This is a genomic window from Streptomyces sp. NPDC058650, from assembly GCF_042717315.1.
In the GTDB taxonomy this organism is placed as follows: Bacteria; Actinomycetota; Actinomycetes; order Streptomycetales; family Streptomycetaceae; genus Streptomyces.
Genome location: NZ_JBHXRL010000003.1, coordinates 195,277 through 214,944, shown reverse-complemented (window position 1 = coordinate 214,944; position 19,668 = coordinate 195,277). Strand labels below are relative to the sequence as shown.

The following is a 19,668-nucleotide window of genomic DNA, read 5'->3' as shown; positions in this document are numbered from 1 at the left end:
CGGGCCGCCGCCGCGGGAGGGAGCCGGGAGGGGATCGGGAGGGGATCGGGAGGGAGCCGGAGGGGATCGGATGGCAGTCGGGAGGGAGTCGACGGGCTCGGATGGGCGTCGGGCGTCGGGGTACCTACCGCTCCGCGGTTCTTCCGTAGTTCTACGGATGTGCGGGCGGCGGGCGTCTGGGAGAGTCGTCGCGACCTCCATGTATGCGCATCCACCTGCGCCGCCGTTCCGCCTCGCGCCCCCGGAGTACCCCGCATGACCAGCCGCCCGTCCGACGCGCGTCCGTACGACCGGGGGCCCGGCGGCGGCCGGCCGGAGGACCCGCACACCCTGCTCGACCGGGCGCGGCGGCTCTCCGCGGCCGGCGGACACCCCGCGGCCGGCGGGGCCTGGGAGCGGGCCGCGACGGCCCTGCGGCGCGCCGGCGGGGCCATCACGCCCGGGGACCACGCCGACGCGCTGGACGCCACCGCCCTCGACTGCCGGGGCAGGGCGCGGCTCGCAGCCGAAACCCTCTTCTCGCGCGCCGCCGAACTGCACGAACGGTCCGGTCAGCCCGGTAAGGCGCTCATCTCCCGGGCCCGGGCGCTCGCCACCGGGCCCGAACCGGGGGCGACGGCCTGCGCGGGACTCGCGGACCTCTGCGAGCGGGCCGCCGCCCTGCACGAGGCGGGCCGGGCCACCGTCGCCCAGACCGCGACGGTCCTCCTGCTGTCCTGCCGGGCCCGCGCCGATCTCCTCGACACCGCGCCCGACCCGGCGGCCGAGGCCGCCGCGCTGCGCGAGGACCTCGTCCGGCTCGTCGCCTTCGCCGCGCCGCACCGGACGGACCCCGCCGTCCTCGGCCCCCTCGCCGACTCCCGCGCGCTCCTCGGGCGGGTCACCGCGCCCGACGACCCGGCAGTGGCCCTCACCCACCTGCGGGCGGCGCTCGCGGACCACGGCGCCTCGGGACGGCCCTGGCCCCCGACGGAGACCGAGCTGCTGCTCGCCGGGGTGCTCCGGGCCACCGGGGCGCACACGGAGGCGGCCACCGTGCTGCGCACCGCCGTCGGTTCCGGCGAGGAGAACGCCCTCCTCCGAGCCGCCGACCGGGCCCGCCTCCGCCTCGCGCTCGCGCGGACGCTGGACGGGCGCGAGGAGCGCGACGGACACGACGGACGCGACGGACGTGAGAGGCGCGAGAGGCGCGACGGACGCCAGGGGCGCTACGGACGCGAGAGGCTCGCCGCGTTCGACGTCCTCGACGGGGACGGCGGGGACCACGAGGACCACGGGGAGGACGAGGACCACGGGGATCACGGGGATGCCAGACCGGCCGCTCGTGCGCGCGGCGAGGAGGTGGAGTCGCTCCTCGCCGAGGCCGTCCACCTGTCCGACCGCTCCGGCGAGGATCCTCGCCTGGGCGTCCTCGCCCGGCTGTGCCTCGGCTCCGCCCACGTGGCACGCGGCCGCTGGCAGGAGGCCGTCACCGTCCTGGAGGCGATCCTGGCCGGGCCGGCGCGGGACGGGGACGAGGCGGCTCGCGTACGGGCCAGGGCCTGGCTCGCCTTCTGCGTACTGCGACTGGGGGAACCCGAACGGGCCGCACGGCAGTACGCGCTCGCGGCGGCCGAGGCCCGGCTCCGGGCCGATCGCCGTGACGGCGCGGCCCTCAGCCACCGTGCCGCGCACGCCCTCGGTACGGCCGGGGCGCCGGAGAAGGCGGCCCGGGCCTACGAACGCGCCGCCGACCTGTGGCGTTCCGTCGGCGACCACGGCGCGGCGGCCCGCTCCCTGCGCGCGCGGGCCCGGCACGTACGGACGGCCTGGGGCACCGCCAGGGCCGAAGCGGTCCTGGAGGAGGCCCTCCGGGAGGCCCAGCGCGGCCTGCCCAGCGCCCCGGGTCCTGCGGAACGCGACCGGCTGCGCGCCGAACTCGTGGCGATCCGCGAAGAACTGACGGATCTTCTCGACCCCGGTGCCACCCTCGCCGCCTCCGGCACGGACGAAGGCACCGGTCCCGGTCTGTGGCTCCCGCCGGATCCGTACGAAGCGTCGGGGCGGTACCAGGTGAACGTGTACGGCGACGTGGGCGGGGGCGGCCCGCCGGCCGCCGCGCCGAGGACCCGAGTACAGGGGTGCGTGTGAGCAGAGTGATCGACGGCCGCTTCGAGCTGGTGGAGCGACTGGGCGGCGGCGGCATGGGAACGGTCTGGCGCGCCCGCGACCTGGCCCTCCATCGTGACGTGGCCCTCAAGGAGGTGCGCCCGCCGGATCCCGCGCTGGCCGAGTACGACGCCGAGGGCGCCCGGACCCTGCGGGCGCGGGTGCTCCGCGAGGCCCGCGCGCTGGCCCGGATCGACCATCCGGGCGTGGTGACGATCCATCACATCGTCGACGCGGGCGAGGGCACGTACCCGTGGCTCGTGATGGAACTGGTCACCGGCGGCTCTCTCCAGGACCGCCTCGACCGTGGGCCGATGACGCCCACCGAGGCCGCCGTGCTCGGGCACCACCTGCTCGCCGCTCTGACGGCCGCCCACGAGCGGGACATCGAACACCGTGACGTGAAGCCGGCCAACGTCCTGCTGCGTCCGGACGGGCGGCCGGTCCTCACCGACTTCGGCATCGCCGCGATCCGCGAGTCCACCGTCCTCACGGCGTCGGGTTCGATCATCGGCTCGCCCGACTACATGGCGCCCGAGCGGATCCGCGGCGGTTCGAGCGGCCCCGCCGCCGACCTGTGGTCCCTGGGCATGCTGCTGTACGTGGCGGTGGAGGGCCACCACCCGCTGCGCCGGGAGAACACCCTGGCGACTCTGGCGGCCGTCCTCTCCGACGACGTACCACCGCCGCTGCGGGCCGGCGGTCTCACCGACGTCCTGACCCGGCTGCTGGTACGGGATCCGACCGCCCGCCCGGACACGGCGGAACTCGACCGCGCCCTGGCCGCCGCGGCGACCGGCTCGGAACCGGCGGACCTGAAGCCGGCGGAGGTGAAAGCGGCGGGCAAGGACGCGTCGGGTGCGGAGCCCGGCGGGCACGAGAAGACAGCCGGCGAGGGGGCCGGTGCGGGGATTGCCGGGGAAGGGGCCGCGACCTCGTTCCGGCTCGCGCCTCCCTCGCCCTCGCTTCCTTCATCTCCTTCATCTCCCACGTCCCCACCGTCTTCCCCCTCGGGCGCGCACCCCGAGACGGCGCCTTCGACGCCCCTGCCTCCCGCCGGAGGCGGGCGTCGGCGGGGGCGCGCCGCCCGGTTCTTCGGCAGCGCCCTCGTCGTGGTCCTCGCCGTCGGGATCCCCGTCGGCGCGATGGCCTGGGATTGGCGGCCCGGCGAGGCGGGCAGCGGCCCGAGCAGCGCTCCGTCCTCGCCGCAGGTACCGGCCGCGCAGCGTCCCGGCTCGTCGACGGCGCCGGGGAAGACCTCGGCCCCGAAGGAGCGCGATCTGCTCACGCCCGCGGGGATCAGGGCCGCCGTCGCCGCGGTCCACGCCGCCACGGACGGCGCGAAGGTCACCAGTTTCGTCGTGTACCCGGACTACGCCGTGGCCCAGTCACTGGTCAAGGGCAGTACGAAGCGCTATGACCGGTACATCTACCGGGGCGAGGACGTGGCCGTCCGTCAGGGCCCGGGCGGCACCGCCTTCCCCGGATCGGTCCCCACCGACCTGGACGCCTTCGACTGGGACACCCTGCCCGCCCTCCTGAAGCGCGCCGACAAGGACCTGGGTATCGACCGGCCCACCAGCCGGTATCTCGTCGTCACCCCCGGCTCGACGCTGCTCAACAGCGACGCCGGCCTGAGCATCTACCTGTCCGACACCTACGGCGTGGCCTACATCAACGCCGACACGAAGGGCCGGGTGACCTCCACTCATCCCCGCGAGAACTGACCCCCGCCCGCCCCGGTCCTGACGACCAGGGAGGCGAGGCCCGCCCGGGTCTCCACACCCGTCTTCCGGTAGACCCGGGCGACATGGCTCTCGACCGTGCGGGGACTCAGGCAGAGCCGGTCGGCCACCGCCTGGTTCGTCAGCCCTTCGGCGACCAGGACCGATATCTCGCGCTCGCGCGGGGTGAGCACGGAGAGCAGTCCGCCGGGCCCGCCACCGTCCGGAGGCGTCGGTCTGGTCCGGTCGGCCAGGTCGACCAGCATGCGGGCGCCGCCGTCGTCCGCCAGGCGGCGGCCCCTGCGCCAGAGCGCGGCGGCCCGGAGGTCGTCGCCCGCGGCCTGTACGTGCGGGGCGGCGAGGAGCAGGCTGTGGGCCTCGCGGAGCCCGGCCCCGGAGCGGGCGCTCTCCCTCGCGGCCTCGGTGAAGGCCTCGGCGGCGGCCGCCGATTCGCCCCGGTGGGCCAGCACCCGCCCCCACGCGCGCTGGGCGGCCCCCCGCTGGACGGGCAGGCCGAGCCGTGCCGCTTCCACCAGGGCGCGCCGGGCCACGCGCTCGGCCTCCGGGAGGTCTCCGGCCACGAGGGCCGCCCCGGCGAGCAGTTCGAGATAGCCCGGGCGCAGGGAGGGCTGGAGCCGGGACAGGTCCCGGTCGCCGCCCGCCCGCAGGAGCGCCCCCCGCACCCGGTGCGGGTCCTGGCCGAGCGGGACGCTGTGGGCGAGCATGCAGCGGGCCTGCGTGGCCCACCAGCCCTGGGCGGTGCCCACGGTGGCCGCGGCCTCCTCCGCGGCGGCCAGTGTCTCGGGGTCGCCGAGGGGCCGGGCGTGGAGGAGGACGGTGGCGCGGATCGCCCGGCTGAAGCCGAGGAGTTCGGCGCCGCCCAGGGGGTGGGCGACGGCGAGGGACTCCTCGGCCAGGTCGAGCGCGGCACCGACCCTGCCCGTGAGGAAGTGGACGTACGCCGAGCAGAGGAGGAGCTGCGAGAGCGCGAAGGGCCGTCCGGCGCGGCGGGCCACCGCGATGCCCCGCGCGGTGTGGCGCTCGGCCGTTCCGTACTCCTCCAGGAAGGCCTCGGTCCAGCCCAGGCGCACCAGCGACTCGGCGTGGTCGGCCAGTTCGCCGTCCGTGAAGGCGTCGGTGAGCGCCGCGGCCTCCGTCGCGCGGGCGCGGGCCGTGGTGGTCTCGCCCTCGTACGCCTCGCCGAGCGCGGAGAGCGTCAGGGCCTCGGCCGTGCCGGCCTCGTCGCGGCGGCGCCGCGCGTCGTCGAGGGTCCGGGCGACCTCCCCGCGGACCTCGGGGTAGCGGGTGGCGAAGAGGGCCCGGGCGCCCCACTCGACGACGAGCCCGGTCCGCAGGCCGGCCCGCGGGCCGGGGCTGCGCTCCAGTTCGCGGCGGAGGAGCGCGTCGGCCTCGGGGTAGCGGCCGAGGTGGCGCTCCATGAACGCGCAGAGGAGGACGGCGGAGGTCCGGACCCCGGCTCTGTCCTCGGTGCCTTCCGTGCCCTCTGCGTCCTCTGTGCCCTCTGTGCCTTCCGTGCCTTCCGTGCCTTCGGGCGTGCCCTCTGTGCCTTCGGTTTCCTCTGTGTCCTCGGAACGACCGGGGTCCGGGCGGCACAGGTCGATCAGTCGGTGCAGGAGGTCCCGGCTCTCCGCGACGCGGCCCGCCGAGCCGAGCGCCTGGGCTCGGCGGAGCATCAGTGCGTGCCGGTCGGCGAGGTGTTCGGGAGCGTCGGGGAGGTGGTCGAGGGCGGCCGCGAGCCAGTGGGCGGCGCGCGCGGGGTCGACGGCTCCGGTCCGCTCTGCGGCCTCGACGAGTACGGCCGCGGTCTCGGCGTCCGGGCCGTCCGCGGCGCCCACGAGGTGCGGCGCCCGGGCGGTCGCGGGTGCGCCGGACCGGGCGAGTGCGGCCGCCGCCCGCCGGTGCAGTTCGCGACGGCGCCACGGGTCGAGGGCACCCCGGAGCAGTTCCGGGAGGGCCGGGTGGCGGGGGCCGAGGGTTCGGCCGTCCTGGTCGGGCCGTACGAGGTCACGGCGAGCCAGGGCGCGCAGGGCGGCGTCGATCACTTCCTGGCCGTCCCGGAGGTCCGCGGCGTCCCCTCCGTCCTCGCCGCGCCGACCGGTGGCGTCGGGGGTGGTGGCCACCGCCGCGACCAGTTCGGCGGAGGCACGGCCGTCGAGCACGGCGATCGCCTCGACGACCGCCCGCTCCAACGCGCCGAGCGGCGTCAGTTCGTCGAGGAGGACCGCCACCGGTCCGGTGCAGGGCGCCCCTGCGGGCCGGCCGCGGGTGTGGGCGAGCGCCCGGAAGTAGAGCGGGTTGCCGTCGCTGGCCGTGTGGAGCTCCCGGACCGTCTCCGACGGCACCCCGGGGGCGAGGCCGTCGGCGCAGTCGTCCGGCCCCAGCGGTCCGACGTCCAGCCGGGCGAGGGCGCCGGTGTCGGCGGCCCGGGCCAGACAGGAGGCGAGGGCCGGCGGGGTCTGCCGCTCGCGTCGGGCCACGACGACCAGGACGGGAGCGCGCAGCGGGTGCCGGAGCAGATGGTCGACGAGGGCGACGGTCGCCGGATCCGCCCGGTGGAGGTCGTCGAGGAGGAGCACGAGCCCGGGCGCCGGAACGCGGCCCAGCGCGGCGCCGATCCGCCGCACGCGTTCGCCGTGTCCCTGCCCGCCCGGCACCGCGTCCGGGCCGCCGCGGTGGCCGCCGGGTCCACGCGCGACCGCGCTGCCGCGTGCCGCCGCCTCAGGGAAGCCCGCGGTCGTCGCCGCGCGCGCCGCATCCGCCGCGTCCGCCGCTGCCGGCGAGCCGGTGACCGTACTCCCCCGATTCCCCGCGCACCGGGCGTCCAGCGGCTCTCCCCCGACCTCCTCGCCGATCAGCCCACCGCGGTCGCCGTCGACGCCTTGGTCGCCGTGCTCGACGAGTCGGGCGAGTTCGGCCAGGGCCGGGGCGGCGGCGCGCTCCTCGTGGTCGAGGTCGGCGAAGGCGTCCAGGACGGCCTGGAAGGGAGTACCGCCGTCCCCTTCGGCGGTTCCGGCCCGGCCGCACAGGACGGTCGCTCCGCGGCCCCTGGCCCGTACCGCGAACTCGGTCAGGAGCCGGGTCTTGCCGATGCCGGGCTCGCCCGTGACGTCCACGGCCACCGGCCCCGCGCCCTCTCTGCGGCAGCCCAGCAGCCCCTCCAGCCGGTCCAGTTCCCTGGCTCGCCCGGCGAGGGGCGCGCGGTCGGAGCACCCCCGGTCCGCGAAAGTGTCCACGTACAGTCCCCCTCGTGCGGTCACACGTCGGTCGCGCGGTCATGCGGTCGCGCGGACGTGCTCTGTTCCCCGCTCTCAGTTGTACGGCACGCCACCGACAAGTCCGTCGGCCGGTGGCCGGTCGCCGTCAGCCGTCAGCCGTCAGCCGTCAGCCGAGCGTGAGGGACTTGAAGACGCGGGTCTTCTCCGCGACGGCCCGCTCCGTGGGCAGCCGCTCGATCGACGAGGCCCCGAAGAAGCCGACGACCCCGGTGGTGTGCTCCAGGACGTAGCGCGCGTCCTCCGGCTCCGCGATGGGCCCGCCGTGGCAGAGGACCAGGACGTCGGGGTCACCCGCTGGGCCGCGTCGTGCATCCTCTGGACCGCCGCCGCTGCCTGGTCGAGCGTCAGGGCCGTGCCCGCGCCGATGGCGCCCTTGGTGGTGAGCCCCACGTCGGGCACGAGGGCGTCGGCGCCGGAGCCCGGCGAGCGAATCGCGGCCGGCCGGCCGGTAGCGGCCCGAGTTGTAGATGATCGGCAGGTCGAGGCCGGCGGCCTCGGCGCACCTGGCGGAGACGCCGGTGCCCGCCCCGGCGCCGACGGCCGCCGCCCCCCAGCCGTGTCCACGGCCGAGATGCCGCGCAGCGGCCAGAAGACCTCAGCGGGGCCGCGTGCGGTACGGAGCTTGCGGCCCATCGTGGTGCCGAGCCAGGCGCCCTTCCCACGCTCCTGGAGTGCGCGGAGCGCTCGGCTGCGGGGTGACGCCTGTCCAGAACTGGCCACGCTTTTCCACCGGGGAGGGCCACCCGCGCGCTTCGATCCGGCTCGGCGTGGCTTCCCTCCGCCAACTCGGCGGCGGCGAAACCGCGTCCGAGTGACTCGATCCGGCCAGGGGCCGGCGACTCCACACGGGCGGGCCACGGCCGCGGATCGCGACGGACGGCCTGATCCCACCCCTCGTCACCCAAACGGATCAGATGATGCACAGGTAGTCATCTCCGCTGGTCGCAATGATCCCCGCGCCCCCGTACACGCCCTGTTGAAGGTGATCTTCCGCCAAGCACGCTGAACACCGGGAACGGTGAGCGGAGAGCGGGGGTGACCAGGTTGGGCACAGGCAGGCACGGAAACGCCGACGGGGACAGGTCTGGTGAAGGAACCGTTGACGACGAGTCGGCCGGCGCCGTGGACGTGTGCGTGGTCGGGGCGGGCCCGGTCGGCCTCACCCTGGCCATCGGCCTGCGCCGGCTGGGGCTCCGCGTCCGGATCGTCGACAAGGCGCCCGCCACCAAGCGTGAAGCGCGGGCCCTGGTGCTGTGGGCGCGGGCCCGGGAGGCGCTCGACGCCCTGGGGGTCGGCGAGACGCTCCGGCGCCACGGGGTGGAGCTGGCGGCGGTGACCGTCCACGCCCGTGACAGGGCCCTCGGTGAACTCACCACCGGATGGGCGCGGTCGGCCCACGCCCGGCCCCTCAACATCGAGCAGCACGACATCGAGCGCCTCCTCTCCGAGGAACTGGCCCGGCTCGGCACCCGGGTCGAGTGGAACACGGAGCTGACGGACGTCAAGGTCCACGACGACCGGGCCGAGTTCACCCTGCGGCACGGGGACGGCACGGTGGAGTCCGCGGTCGCCCCGTGGATCGTCGGCTGCGAGGGCACCGCCAGCGTGGTCAGGGACCGGCTGGGCATCCCCTTCGAGGGGCGCCGCCGCACGGGCCTCCAGGTCGTCCAGGGCAACGCCCACCCGACCTGGCAGCTGGGCGAGGAGCCCGGCCGGGGCTACATCTTCCTGGCTCCGCACCGCTCCCTGCTCGTCTTCCCGCTGCCCGGCGGGGGCTTCCGCTTCTTCTGCTTCCGCGACGATCCCGACCCCACGCTGACCGCCGCCCCCACCATCGGCGAACTCCGGGACCTGGTCGCGGAGACCGCCCTGATGCCCGATCTGCGCATGGAACCCACCGAGCACCTCTGGCTCAACCGGGCCCGCTTCAGCGACCGGGTCGCCGCCCGGCTCCGCTCGGGGCGCGGGCTGCTCGCCGGGGACGCGGCGCATGCCTGGGCGCCGGTCGGCGGCCACGGCATGAACGTCGGCATCCTCGGCGCCCACAACCTCGCCTGGAAGCTGGCCGCCGTGCACCACGGGCAGGCGGGCGAGGAGCTCCTCGACACGTACAGCGACGAGCAACGGCTCCTCGCGGTCCGGTACATCCGCGAGATGCGGTTCAACTTCATGGAGCTGCCGCTTCCGCCGCTCGGCTACCGGGCGTTCACCGCCACCGTGCCCGCGACCCTCGCCCGGCGCGGTGTCCAGCGCCGGCTGGACCTGCGGCTGAGCGACCTGGGCCGGAACCACCGGGACAGCCCGCTGTCCCGGCACCGCCCCGGCCGGGGTCACCGCGCCGGTCCGCGCGCGGGCGACCGGATGCCGGACGTCGCCCTCACCACCGGCTCCGCCGGGGGCGACGCGCGAGCCGCCGACCGGGCCATCGACCAGGGCGCCGCGGCCGTCCGGCTGCACACGCTGCTCGGGTACGAGCGATGGACGCTGGTCCTGCACGCCGCTCGCGCCGACGCCGGCGCGCTCGACGCCCTACGGGAGGCCTGCGACGGGTTCCCGGCCCCGGTCCGCGTCCTCCCGGTGACGCCCTGGGACGCCGCCGAGGCGCGACGGCTCGGCCACCCCGCCGACCTGCGGCTCGTCCGGCCCGACGGATACGTCGGCCTGGTCGCCCCGCTCGCCCGTACCGCTCTGCTCCGCTCCTACCTCGCCGCGCTCACCGCCGAGGGCCGGATACCCGTCCGGCAGTCCCAGGAGCGCCACCCGCACCGTCCGCACTGATTCGAGGGGGAGTCGGACCGTCATGCAGACCGCACCCGTCACGCAGACCACCGCAGTGACGCAGCCCGCCAGCGCGCCGCAGGCCACCGCCGTGCCACAGCCCGCCACCGCACCGCAGGCCACCGCACCGCAGGCCGCCGCCGCGTCACCGCCCACCGCCCAGGCGCAGCCCGCCGCCGTCACACGGCCCGGCCGCGTTCAGCAGCTCCTGCCGCGCGCCCGCCGCCGTACCCGTGCCAACAGCACGGTCAGCGTCGTGGGCGCGGGGATGGCCGGTCTGGTCGCCGCGTACGAGCTGGAGCGGCTCGGGTTCCGCGTCGAGGTCATCGAGGGCAGCCGCAGGCTCGGAGGCCGCGTCCACACGCACCGGTTCGGCGCCTGGGAGGGCGCGCCGTTCGTGGAGCTCGGCGCGATGCGCATCCCGACCGCGCACCACCGCACGATGCGCTACGTCGAGCACCTCGGCCTCGCCGACCAGGTCCGCCCCTTCACGACCCTGCTGTCCGAGGAGAACGCCTTTCTGGCGACCAGCACCGGCCATGTCCGGCTGCGGGACGCCCCCCGCGCGCTGATCGCCGACATGCGCGCCTCGCTGCCGGGTGCCGACTACCGCGAGGAGACCGTGGTGTTCGGCGCGTGGCTCGCGGCCGTGGTCGACGCGGTGGCCCCGCCGGCGCTGCGAGCGGGGCTCCGCGCCGATCTCGCCCGCGACCTCCTCGACCTGGTCGAGGAGGTCGACGTGTCCCCGCACCTCCTCGGCCACGCGAAGGACCGGATCGACGTGCATGGCCTGTTCGCCGCCCACCCGGGGATCCGGTCCGGCTGCGGCACCCGGCTGAACAGCTTCCTCGACGACATCCTCACCGAGACCAGCCCCGAACTGGTGCGGCTCGCCTGCGGCATGGACCAGCTCGTGCAGCGGCTCGCCGCCCGCGTGCGCGGTCCCATCTGGTTCGGGCAGCGGGTGTCGGGCTTCGAGGTGGCCGCCGACCACGTCCTCGTACGCATCGGGGGCGGGCCGGGAGCGACCGTGCGGCGCTGCGACTACGTGCTGTGCACCGTGCCGTTCTCCGTGCTGCGCGGCCTCACGCTGAGGGGCTTCGACGAGGACAAGCTCGCGGTCGTGCGGGAGGTGGACTACTGCCCGGCGACGAAGGTGGCGGTGCACTGCCGCGAGCCGTTCTGGGAGCGCGAGGGGATCCGGGGCGGCGCCTCCTTCAGCGGAGGCCGCATCCGGCAGACGTACTACCCGCCCTCGGCGGCCGACGGATCCGTGGCCGACGGCGCCACGGATCCGGCCCAGGGCGCGGCCCTGCTCGCCAGCTACACGATCGGCGAGGACGCCGACCACTTCGGCCGGATGCCTCCCCCGCTGCGGCACCGGACGGTGGTCGAGGAGCTGGGCCGGATGCATCCGCAGCTGCTGCGGCGCGGGATGGTGCGGGGCGTCGCCAGCCTCGCGTGGGGCGAGCATCCGTGGACGGTGGGCGGCTGCACCATCCGCTGGGGGCAGGACGCCGCCGCCTGTGAGGAGCAGCGCGGGCGGGCCGTGCGGCCGCAGCGCCGGATGTTCTTCGCCGGGGAGCACTGCGCGACCGAGCCCGCGTGGATCGAGGGGGCGGTCGAGTCGGCCCTGGAGGCCGTGGAGCTCATAGCCCGGCACGCGCCGGGCCGGGGCGTGGCGGCGCGGGCCGGGCTGGAGGCGGCATGAGCGTGTTCGACCTTCCCCGGCTGTACTTCGGCGGGACCGCCGTGACGCGGCTGCCCACGGGGCCGCGCGGCGGACTCGTGGATCTGGCGCGCAACACCGCCCTTCGGGGCGCGGGGACCGGGGCCGAACGCCCCGCGGCCGTGGGCCCGTTCGGGGAGGACGGGCCCGCCGAGGCCTACCACGAGCACCTGGCGGAGCACGGTGCGCGCGGCGGGCACTTCTCCGGGAACGGCCATCTCGTCCTGGACGCCCGGGTGACCGGCGTGGAGCGGGCGGACGGGGCCGTCGAGAGGGACGATCCGGTCGTCGGGCGGGCCGTCGACCTGTGGGGCCACTACAACCCGTATCTGGGCACGACGGTGAACCGGGCCCGGGTCTTCGACGTCGATCCCGCCTCCGCGTGGACCATGACCCTGATGGGAGGCCAGTTCGCGTTCGGGCGGGAGGGCCGCTCGCACGACACGGGATATGTGTGTGTGGGGGACGTGGGCGGGTTCATGCCGCCCCGGTGGCACGGCTTCACGCCGGTGCGCCGCACGCTCCACCAGTTCGCGATCGGAGCTCGGGAGGGGCTCGACTGGCCGTCCTCGGCGGCGGACTCCCCCGCCGTCCGTGCCCTGCGGGCCGCCGTGGAGGAGGGTGAAGGCGGCGGGATCCTCGTCCAGTTCACCTTGGAGCAGGCGGCATCCACACCCGCGGAGGCCGTACGCGAGCCGGATGACGTGCCGGGGGTGTGGCGGCTGCGGGGCACCATCGCGCCCTGGCGGACGGACGAGCCGCGCACGCACCCGGCGGGGCGGTTGCTCGTCCCGTACGGGAGGGAGTCCCGTACGGACGTGGATTCCGGGCCGTGCACCGTGCGGATTTCCCCGGACACGGCCACGGTGGCGTTCAACCGGCCCTTCGCGCACGGTCTCGACGCCACCGCCGCGGCGGTACGGGTCGGGGGCCCCGGCCTGGAGTTGCGGACCGCCCGCTCGGACCTGCCGATCGCCGTGCTGCCGGCCGGGGCCGCCGGCGGCGGCGAGGTGGTGACCGTCCCGGCCGCATCGGCGGAAGGGGTGCGGCGGGCGGAGAGGGAGGGACTCGTCCTGGTGCGCCCGGCGGTGGACGGCGAGGGCGCGCGCACGGTGCTGCTGCGGGAGCGCGAGGCCGTCGTCCTGACCGACGAGGCCTGCCTGATCCTGGAGCATCCCGACCCCGAGCGCGGCGAGGAGCACGCGGTCGAGGTCCCGGTGCGTACCTTCGTGCGGGGTGTTCCGGCCGCTCTCGACGAGGTGGTCGTCCGGCAGTTCCCCAATCCCCGCGCCCTCCCGATGGACCCGGTGGCCTCGGCCCCGACGGCCCGCTGCGGGGACGTCGAGATCGTACGGCTCCGGGCCGGCCGGACCGCCGGGGAGAAGCCGCTCGCCGGGCAGGGGCCCGGTGGGGACGGAGCGTCCTGGTGCGGTCTCGCCACCGACGCGCAGGGGCGCGGCTGGTTCACCGTCTCCGGGGCGCGGGCCGGCACGGCACGGCTGCTGCTCGCGGCCGGTCCCGAGGAGCTGCCGCCCCACGATCCGGCCGCCCCGGGCTCCGCCGAGGCCTGCTACGACCACGGGGACGCCCTCGGCTTCTGGCCCTGGGCGGGCTCCGCCGCCGTCCGCGTCCTGCCCGACGACTGGCAGCTGGACGCCGTCCTCCAGCAGGACGTGACGTTCGAACTGCTGCACCGCGAGGTGTTCGCGTACTACGAGCAGCTGTTCCCGTTCATGCGCGACGAGGTGTTCAGTCTGGCGGACCGCTGCAAGGTGGAGACGTACGCGAAGCTCATCTGGCAGATGTGCGATCCGGCGAACAAGGACCGGACGTACTACATGCCGCCGACCCGTGACCTGTCCTTGCCGAAGGCGCGGCTGCTCCTGAAGTACCTGCGCGCGCGGAGCACGGCGGCGGCCGTGCCCCCGGCCGCCGTTCCGTCACCGGTCCGTACGTCTCCGCAGATCACCACCCGGGCGCAGCTGCGGTCGGCGCTCTGGCAGGCCGTCACGGTGGAGCTCGCCACCTCGCTCCAGTACCTCTTCGCGGGGTACTCGGTGCCGACGCACGGCACCGGGTTCGAGTACGTTCGCAGCGGGGTGTGGACTCCGCGTCAGCTGCGGCTGGCCTGTGGGGACGGCGGGGAGAGCCTGGCCAAGGGCGTCAGGGACAGCCTCTTCGACGTGGCCCGTGAGGAGATGATGCACTTCCTGGTCGTCAACAACATCCTGATGGCGATGGGCGAGCCGTTCCACGTCCCGGAGATCGACTTCGGCACGCCGGGCAGGCTGCCGCTGCCGCTGGACTTCGCGCTCGAACCGCTGCACCTGGGCAGTCTCCAGCGGTTCATCGCCATCGAACGGCCCGAGCGGCTCGCGGGCGGCACCGGGGCCGGGGCCGGGGCCGGGCCAGGTCCGTTCGGCTCGCCCAGCGAGCTGTACGCGGGCATCCGGGAGGGTCTGACCCGGGTCCCCGACCTGTTCCCGGTCGACCGGGGGCGCGGCGGGGGCGAGCACCACCTCTTCGTCGGCGGCACGGTCAACGCCGTGCATCCGGACTACCAGTTGGAGGTGGACGACCTGTCGAGCGCGCTCTTCGCCGTCGACTTCGTGACCGAGCAGGGCGAGGGCGGGGTCCTCGACATGGAGAAGGTCGGCTCCGAGTCCCACCACGACACGTTCGTCCGCCTCGCCGAGCTGCTGATGACGGAGCGCGCCGACGGGCCGCACGGCGAGGGCGGGCCGTGGCAACCGGCGTACCCGTCGCTGCGCAATCCGACGCTCGACCCGGGGCACCCCGGGCGGGCGGCGGTGAGCGATCCGCACGCGCGGCAGGTGATGCGGCTCTTCAATCGCTGCTACTTCATGATGCTCCAGCTGATCGTGCAGCACTTCGGGGAGAGCCCGGACGCGAGCCTGCGCCGCTCGAAGCTGATGAACGCCGCCATCGACGTGATGACGGGGATGATGCGCCCGCTGGCCGAGCAGTTGATGCCGCTGGAGTCGGGGTGGCGGGGGCGGACGGCCGGGCCCTCCTTCGAGCTGGAGGAGCCGCCCGCGTACATCGCGCGGCCCGACGTGGCCCGGCGCGGGTTCGCGATGCGTTTCCGGCATCTCGCGGTGATGGCCCGGGAGTGCGAGGGCGTGCCGGACAGGGTGCCGGAGCTGATGACCTGGTACGCGGAGCGCTTCGCCCACGAAGGGAGGAACTGAGACCGTGTCGGACAGCAGGAGTACGAGCACGAGCACCCACACGCGCACGTCTCGGGCGGCCGGGGGTGCCCGGCCCGCCGTCGAGGAGACCGAGGTCCTGATCGTGGGCGGCGGGCCCGTGGGACTCGCGCTCGCCCTCGACCTCACCCACCGGGGCGTGGACTTCGTCCTGGTGGATCCCGGGGACGGCCGGGTCACGCACCCGAGGGTCTCCACCATCGGCCCGCGCGCCATGGAGGAGTTCCGGCGCTGGGGCGTCGCGGACGCGATCCGGGGCGCGGGCTGGCCGGCGGACCACACGCTGGACATCGCGTGGGTGACCGCCGTCGGCGCGTACGAGCTGCACCGGCTGCGGCTCGGCACGGCCGGTGGCCGGCCCCTGCCCTCGTACACGCCGGAGCCCGAGGCGATCTGCCCGCAGCACTGGCTGGCTCCCCTGCTCACCGCCCGCCTGGGGGTCCGGCCCGCGGGACCGGTCCGGCTCGGCACGCGCCTGGTCGAGCTCACGCGTAAGCCCGACCGGGTCGGTGCGGCGCTCGTGGACGGGTCGGGGGTGCGGACGACGGTGCACGCCCGGTACCTGGTGGGCTGCGACGGGGCCTCCTCCCCCGTGCGCAAGGCCTGCGGGATCGACGCGCCCGAGCGGCACCGCACCCGCACCCTGCGCAACATCCTCTTCCGGGCCCCCGGGCTCGGAGCCCTGCTCGGCCCGCGCGCGGCGCTCGTCCACTTCGTCACCGAGCCCGGCGGGCTGCGCTATCCGCTGCGGGCGATGGACGGCCGGGAGCTGTACCGGCTGACGTGCCCGGCCGGGCCCGCCGACGCCGAGCGGGTCGTGCGGCGGGCGGTCGCGCTGGACGTGCCGGTCGAGGTGCTGTCGGACACCACCTGGCACCTGACCCATCGGGTGGCCTCGCGGTATCGCGACGGGCGGGTCTTCCTCGCCGGGGACGCGGCGCACACCCTGTCGCCCTCGGGCGGGCTCGGGCTCGCGACGGGCGTGGGCGACGCGGCCGGTCTCGGCTGGAAGCTGGCGGCGGAGCTGGCGGGCTGGGCCGGGGCCGGGCTGCTCGACACGTACGAGAGCGAACGGCGGCCGATCGCCGTCCACAGCCTGGAGGAGAGCCATCGCCACCTGCGGCGGACCATCGACCGCCGGCTCTCCGGCGCGCTGCGCGACGCGACGGAGGACGGGGAGCGGGCCCGCGCCGCACTGGGCCGGGAGATCGCGGACTCCGATCCGCTCAGGGAGTTCGACGCGCCCGACCTGCACTTCGCCCACCGGTACGCGTCCGCGGTCATCGCGGACGAGAAGGGGAGGGCCGACCCGCCACGCGACGCGGCCGGGCCGGGCGGCTCGGACGGGCCGGACGGCTCGGACGTGTCGGAGCTGGCGACCGGGCCGAGCCGGTCGAGCGGGCCGGGCCGGCCGGAGCTGGCCACCGGGTCGAGTCGGTCGAGCGGGCCGGACGGGCCGGAGCTGACGACGACCGGGCCGGACGGGCCGGTCTGGAACCGTACGACGCTTCCCGGGGTGCGGGCTCCGCACGCGTGGCTCGGGCCCGGCCGGTCGACGCTCGACCTGTTCGGCGGGGAGTTCGTCCTCCTCTGCTTCGACGGCTTCGACCGCTTCGACACCGGAGCCGGCACTCCCGACGGTCTGGTCCGTGCCTTCGCCGACCGCGGGGTCCCCCTCCGCGTACGGCACTGTCGCGACCCACGGGTGGCGCGGCGGTACGAGCGGCCGTTCGTCCTGGTGCGCCCCGACGGGCACGTGGCATGGCGCGGGGCCGCCCCGCCCGCCGATCCGCTGCGGATCGCGGATCTGGTGCGCGGGGCGGGCGGATGAGCGGGCGGACGGGTGGGGCCCGTGCGGGAGAGGGCGGGCCGCCGGAACCCTTCGACCCGGCGCGGCTCGACCTGGCCGATCCGTACCCCGTCTACCGGCGCTACCGCGAGACGGACCCCGTGCACGCCGTGCGAGGCGGGCGGGACGAGCACGGCGTGGCGGCGCCCACGACCTGGTATCTCTTCGGCCACGCGGAGGTGGCGCACGTCCTGGCGGGGCAGGCCTTCCGCCGGGCGTCCCCGCTGACGGCACGGGCCGCGCCGGTCCCGGACGGGTACGTCACGCTGCGGCGGGTCGTCGAGAACTGGCTCGTCTTCCTCGACCCGCCCCGGCACACACGGTTGCGCGCGCGGGTGACACCGCCGCTCGGGTCCGCCGCGGTGGCGGCGCTGCGTCCGCGCGTACGGGAGATCGCGGAGGAGCTCGCCGCGCCGCTCGCGCGGCGGTCGGTGGTGGAGCTCGTCGAGGGGTTCGCGGCCCCGTATCCGCTGCTGGTCATCGGGGGGCTGCTCGGGGTGGAGGCCGAGCGGTGGCCGTGGTTCCGCGAGCACGCGCTGGCGCTCCAACGGGCGGGCGGGACCCGGGGCGACCGGACTCCGGCCGCGCTGGCCCGCGCCGAGCGGGCGGCGGCCGAGCTGGACGGGTACTTCCACCGGGAGCTGGCGGCACGGCGCGCCGAGGACCGCGGGGACCTGCTCTCGGCGCTGGCGCGGGCCGGCGCCGAGGACCCGTCCCTGAGCGGGACGGAGCTGGCGGCGACCTGTACGCATCTGCTGACCGCCGGGCACGAGACGACGACGGGGCTGATCGGCAAGGCGGTCCTCGCGCTGCTCGCGCGGCCGGAGGTGGGCGACGAACTCCGCGCCGATCCCGGGCTGTTGCCGAAGGCCGTGGACGAGTTCCTGCGGCACGATCCGCCCGTGCAGATGGTGACCCGGTGGGCGCACCGGGACGCGGAGCTGGCGGGCCGGACCGTCCGGCGGGGCGACCGCCTCCAGTTGGTCCTGGGCTCGGCCCACCGGGACCCGGACCGCTTCCCGGACCCGGAGGTCCTCGACATCCACCGGGACAGCGGCCGCCACTGCGCCTTCGGTCTGGGCATCCACTACTGCGCGGGGGCGGCGCTCGCGCGCGCGGAGGCCGAGATCGGTCTCGGTGTCCTGCTCGACCGCCTGCCCGCGCTCGCCGCCGGCGCCCGGCCGGGCGTCGAGGTGGAGTACGCCCCCGACTGGGTGTTCCACGGGCCGTCCCGCCTGACGCTGTCCTGGCCCCGCTGACACCCGGGAACTCCCTCACCCCCCTCCTCGTTATACCCCCCACGGGTATAACGAGGAGGCTCCATGACCACGAGAAGACTGACCGCGCTCACCCCCGAGCAGGCGTCCGGCCGGGCGCGCGAGGTGCTGACCGACATCGTCGAACGGCACGGTTCGGTCGGCGAGATGGTGTCGACGATGGCACATTCGCCCGCGCTGCTCGACGGCTATCTGAGCCTGTCCCGGGCCATGAAGCGGGTGAAGATCCCCCGCACCCTCAGCGAGAAGCTGTCGCTCGCCGCGCAGGAGTGGATCGGCTGCGGAACCTGCCGTGAGGCGCACCGCTCGGCCGGGCGCGCGGCGGGGCTGAGCGAGACCGACATCGAACTGGCCCGCCAGGGCACGTCGACCGATCCGCGCGAGGCCGCGCTCATCGGCCTCGCGCTCCGGGTCCTCGCGGAGCCGGGCGCCCTCTCCGACGACGACGTCGCCGAGGTGCGGGCGCACGGCTGGAGCGACCGGGTGATCGCGGAGGTGGTCGGGGTGGTCACGCTCAACCTGCTGACCGGGGCCTTCAACCTGCTCGCGGGCATCCAGCCGGAACCAGGGCCGGAGCCGGAGCCGGAGGCGTGACACGAGCGGCGGTGCCCTACGGCACGGGGGACGAGCCCTCCCGCAGGTCGGCGAGGAGTTCCGCCTGTCCCGCGAGGACGCCGGACAGGATCGAGCGCGCCACCGACAGGAGTTCCGTCACCCGCGGGCTGGTCAGCGTGTAGTACACGGCCACGCCCTCGCGCCGGGCGACGACGAGGTTCGCCCGGCGCAGCACGGCCAACTGCTGGGAGAGGTAGGCCGCTTCGACGCCGGTGTCACGCAGCATCTCGGCGACCGCGTGCTCGCGTTCGCTCAGCAGCTCCAGGACGCGGATCCGGACGGGGTGTCCGAGAGTTTTGAAGAACTCCGCCTTCAACTGATAGAGCGGCGCGCTCATCGCACCCATCCCGCGCCTCGCGTCGAACCAGCACCATGCACCATGCCCCCATCCTCGCGCCTTCCGGGGCGCGCGAGTTACCGATCTCCGGAGTCGGGCGCGCTGAGGAGTGAGGCCGGTTCACTCGCTCGGCCACGCGTCGCTGCGCCAGGCGCGCTGTTCCGCGCCCGCGTCGAGGTGGGCGGCGAACGCCGCGTCCAGGTCGCAGTGGACCGGGATCGCCGGGCCGTCGCCCGAGGGGACGAGGGAATCGTCGGTGGGGATCGCGGCGAGTTCGAGGCTCCGGCCCGCGGCCCGGAGCCGGTGGGCCGCCTCCGTGACGGCGAGCTGCCCGCCCGCGGACCAGCCGCGCAGCCGGCTCAGATCGAGGACGACCGGCCCCGTGCCGCGCGCCACCGCCCAGCCCACGGCGCCGGTGAAACGCCCGAGGGCGTCGGCACCGAGGAACCCGGCCAGGGACAGCACGCCCAGCTCCTGCTGGACCGTGTAACGCCATTCGATGGTCATGCGCGTCGTCTTCCCTGTCGTACGGCGGTGGTGACGGGTGCGTAGGCGGGAGGGGCCTGGGCGCGTGGGGGCCGGACCAGGATGTAACGAATTGCAGGATTGTGCAATCTCCCATCTCACGGAGCGGATGGGATCGCGGAGAGGATCGCGGAGGGGACCGCGGAGGGGACCGCGGAGG

Annotated in this window: 12 protein-coding genes; 8 read left to right on the top strand and 4 right to left on the bottom strand. The window is 75.7% G+C overall.

The features are described from left to right. Positions 1–255: 255 nt before the first annotated feature. Together ACFWWU_RS07070 and ACFWWU_RS07065 are read left to right on the top strand one after the other, a co-directional pair. Positions 256–2,130, top strand: coding sequence for a hypothetical protein (locus ACFWWU_RS07070; protein WP_384140117.1), 1,875 nt, complete (start codon positions 256–258; stop codon positions 2,128–2,130). Continuing rightward, positions 2,127–3,875, top strand: coding sequence for a serine/threonine-protein kinase (locus tag ACFWWU_RS07065; RefSeq protein ID WP_384140114.1), 1,749 nt, complete (start codon positions 2,127–2,129; stop codon positions 3,873–3,875). The genes ACFWWU_RS07070 and ACFWWU_RS07065 overlap by 4 nt, the downstream gene beginning before the upstream one ends. Here ACFWWU_RS07065 and ACFWWU_RS07060 read toward each other — a convergent pair. Beyond that, positions 3,857–7,126 carry an AAA family ATPase gene (locus ACFWWU_RS07060; RefSeq protein ID WP_384140111.1) on the bottom strand — a complete coding sequence of 1,090 codons (3,270 nt, stop codon included), beginning with the start codon at positions 7,124–7,126 and terminating at the stop codon, positions 3,857–3,859. The genes ACFWWU_RS07065 and ACFWWU_RS07060 overlap by 19 nt on opposite strands. A 148-nt stretch (positions 7,127–7,274) precedes the next feature. Next, positions 7,275–7,757, bottom strand: a complete 483-nt coding sequence (locus ACFWWU_RS07055; RefSeq protein ID WP_384140634.1) for a phosphoenolpyruvate hydrolase family protein — start codon at positions 7,755–7,757, stop codon at positions 7,275–7,277. Between the two features lie 533 nt (positions 7,758–8,290). On the opposite strand from ACFWWU_RS07055, the gene ACFWWU_RS07050 reads away from it, so the two are divergent. The 6 genes from ACFWWU_RS07050 to ACFWWU_RS07025 all read left to right on the top strand — a co-directional run bounded on the left by ACFWWU_RS07050 (position 8,291) and on the right by ACFWWU_RS07025 (position 18,625). After that, the gene (locus ACFWWU_RS07050; RefSeq protein ID WP_384140109.1) at positions 8,291–9,946 is read left to right on the top strand and encodes an FAD-dependent monooxygenase; all 1,656 of its coding nucleotides are present in this window, start codon (positions 8,291–8,293) and stop codon (positions 9,944–9,946) included. Positions 9,947–9,968: 22 nt separating this feature from the next. Continuing rightward, the gene (locus ACFWWU_RS07045; protein WP_384140106.1) at positions 9,969–11,657 is read left to right on the top strand and encodes a flavin monoamine oxidase family protein; all 1,689 of its coding nucleotides are present in this window, start codon (positions 9,969–9,971) and stop codon (positions 11,655–11,657) included. Then, positions 11,654–14,887: a ferritin-like domain-containing protein gene (locus ACFWWU_RS07040; protein WP_384140103.1), complete on the top strand. Its 3,234-nt coding sequence runs from the start codon at positions 11,654–11,656 to the stop codon at positions 14,885–14,887. Before ACFWWU_RS07045 ends, ACFWWU_RS07040 begins: the two co-directional genes overlap by 4 nt. Before the next feature lie 4 nt (positions 14,888–14,891). Further along, positions 14,892–16,736: an FAD-dependent monooxygenase gene (locus tag ACFWWU_RS07035; protein WP_384140100.1), complete on the top strand. Its 1,845-nt coding sequence runs from the start codon at positions 14,892–14,894 to the stop codon at positions 16,734–16,736. Further along, complete coding sequence (locus tag ACFWWU_RS07030; RefSeq protein ID WP_384140097.1) at positions 16,733–18,013, top strand: cytochrome P450; 1,281 nt, start codon at positions 16,733–16,735, stop codon at positions 18,011–18,013. The genes ACFWWU_RS07035 and ACFWWU_RS07030 overlap by 4 nt, the downstream gene beginning before the upstream one ends. A 63-nt stretch (positions 18,014–18,076) precedes the next feature. Beyond that, complete coding sequence (locus ACFWWU_RS07025; RefSeq protein WP_384140094.1) at positions 18,077–18,625, top strand: carboxymuconolactone decarboxylase family protein; 549 nt, start codon at positions 18,077–18,079, stop codon at positions 18,623–18,625. A gap of 16 nt (positions 18,626–18,641) precedes the next feature. On the opposite strand, the gene ACFWWU_RS07020 is transcribed toward ACFWWU_RS07025, so the two are convergent. Further along, positions 18,642–18,983, bottom strand: coding sequence for an ArsR/SmtB family transcription factor (locus ACFWWU_RS07020; protein WP_384140092.1), 342 nt, complete (start codon positions 18,981–18,983; stop codon positions 18,642–18,644). A 120-nt stretch (positions 18,984–19,103) separates the two neighbouring features. Then, complete coding sequence (locus tag ACFWWU_RS07015; RefSeq protein WP_384140089.1) at positions 19,104–19,490, bottom strand: STAS domain-containing protein; 387 nt, start codon at positions 19,488–19,490, stop codon at positions 19,104–19,106. Positions 19,491–19,668: the final 178 nt, after the last annotated feature.

Bases quoted from the DNA above. Each gene is read 5' to 3' on its own strand.
- ACFWWU_RS07015 (WP_384140089.1), bottom strand. From the start codon at position 19,490: ATGACCATCGAATGGCGTTACACGGTCCAGCAGGAGCTGGGCGTGCTG.
- ACFWWU_RS07030 (WP_384140097.1), top strand. From the start codon at position 16,733: ATGAGCGGGCGGACGGGTGGGGCCCGTGCGGGAGAGGGCGGGCCGCCG.
- ACFWWU_RS07070 (WP_384140117.1), top strand. From the start codon at position 256: ATGACCAGCCGCCCGTCCGACGCGCGTCCGTACGACCGGGGGCCCGGC.
- ACFWWU_RS07025 (WP_384140094.1), top strand. From the start codon at position 18,077: ATGACCACGAGAAGACTGACCGCGCTCACCCCCGAGCAGGCGTCCGGC.
- ACFWWU_RS07020 (WP_384140092.1), bottom strand. From the start codon at position 18,983: ATGAGCGCGCCGCTCTATCAGTTGAAGGCGGAGTTCTTCAAAACTCTC.
- ACFWWU_RS07040 (WP_384140103.1), top strand. From the start codon at position 11,654: ATGAGCGTGTTCGACCTTCCCCGGCTGTACTTCGGCGGGACCGCCGTG.
- ACFWWU_RS07045 (WP_384140106.1), top strand. From the start codon at position 9,969: ATGCAGACCGCACCCGTCACGCAGACCACCGCAGTGACGCAGCCCGCC.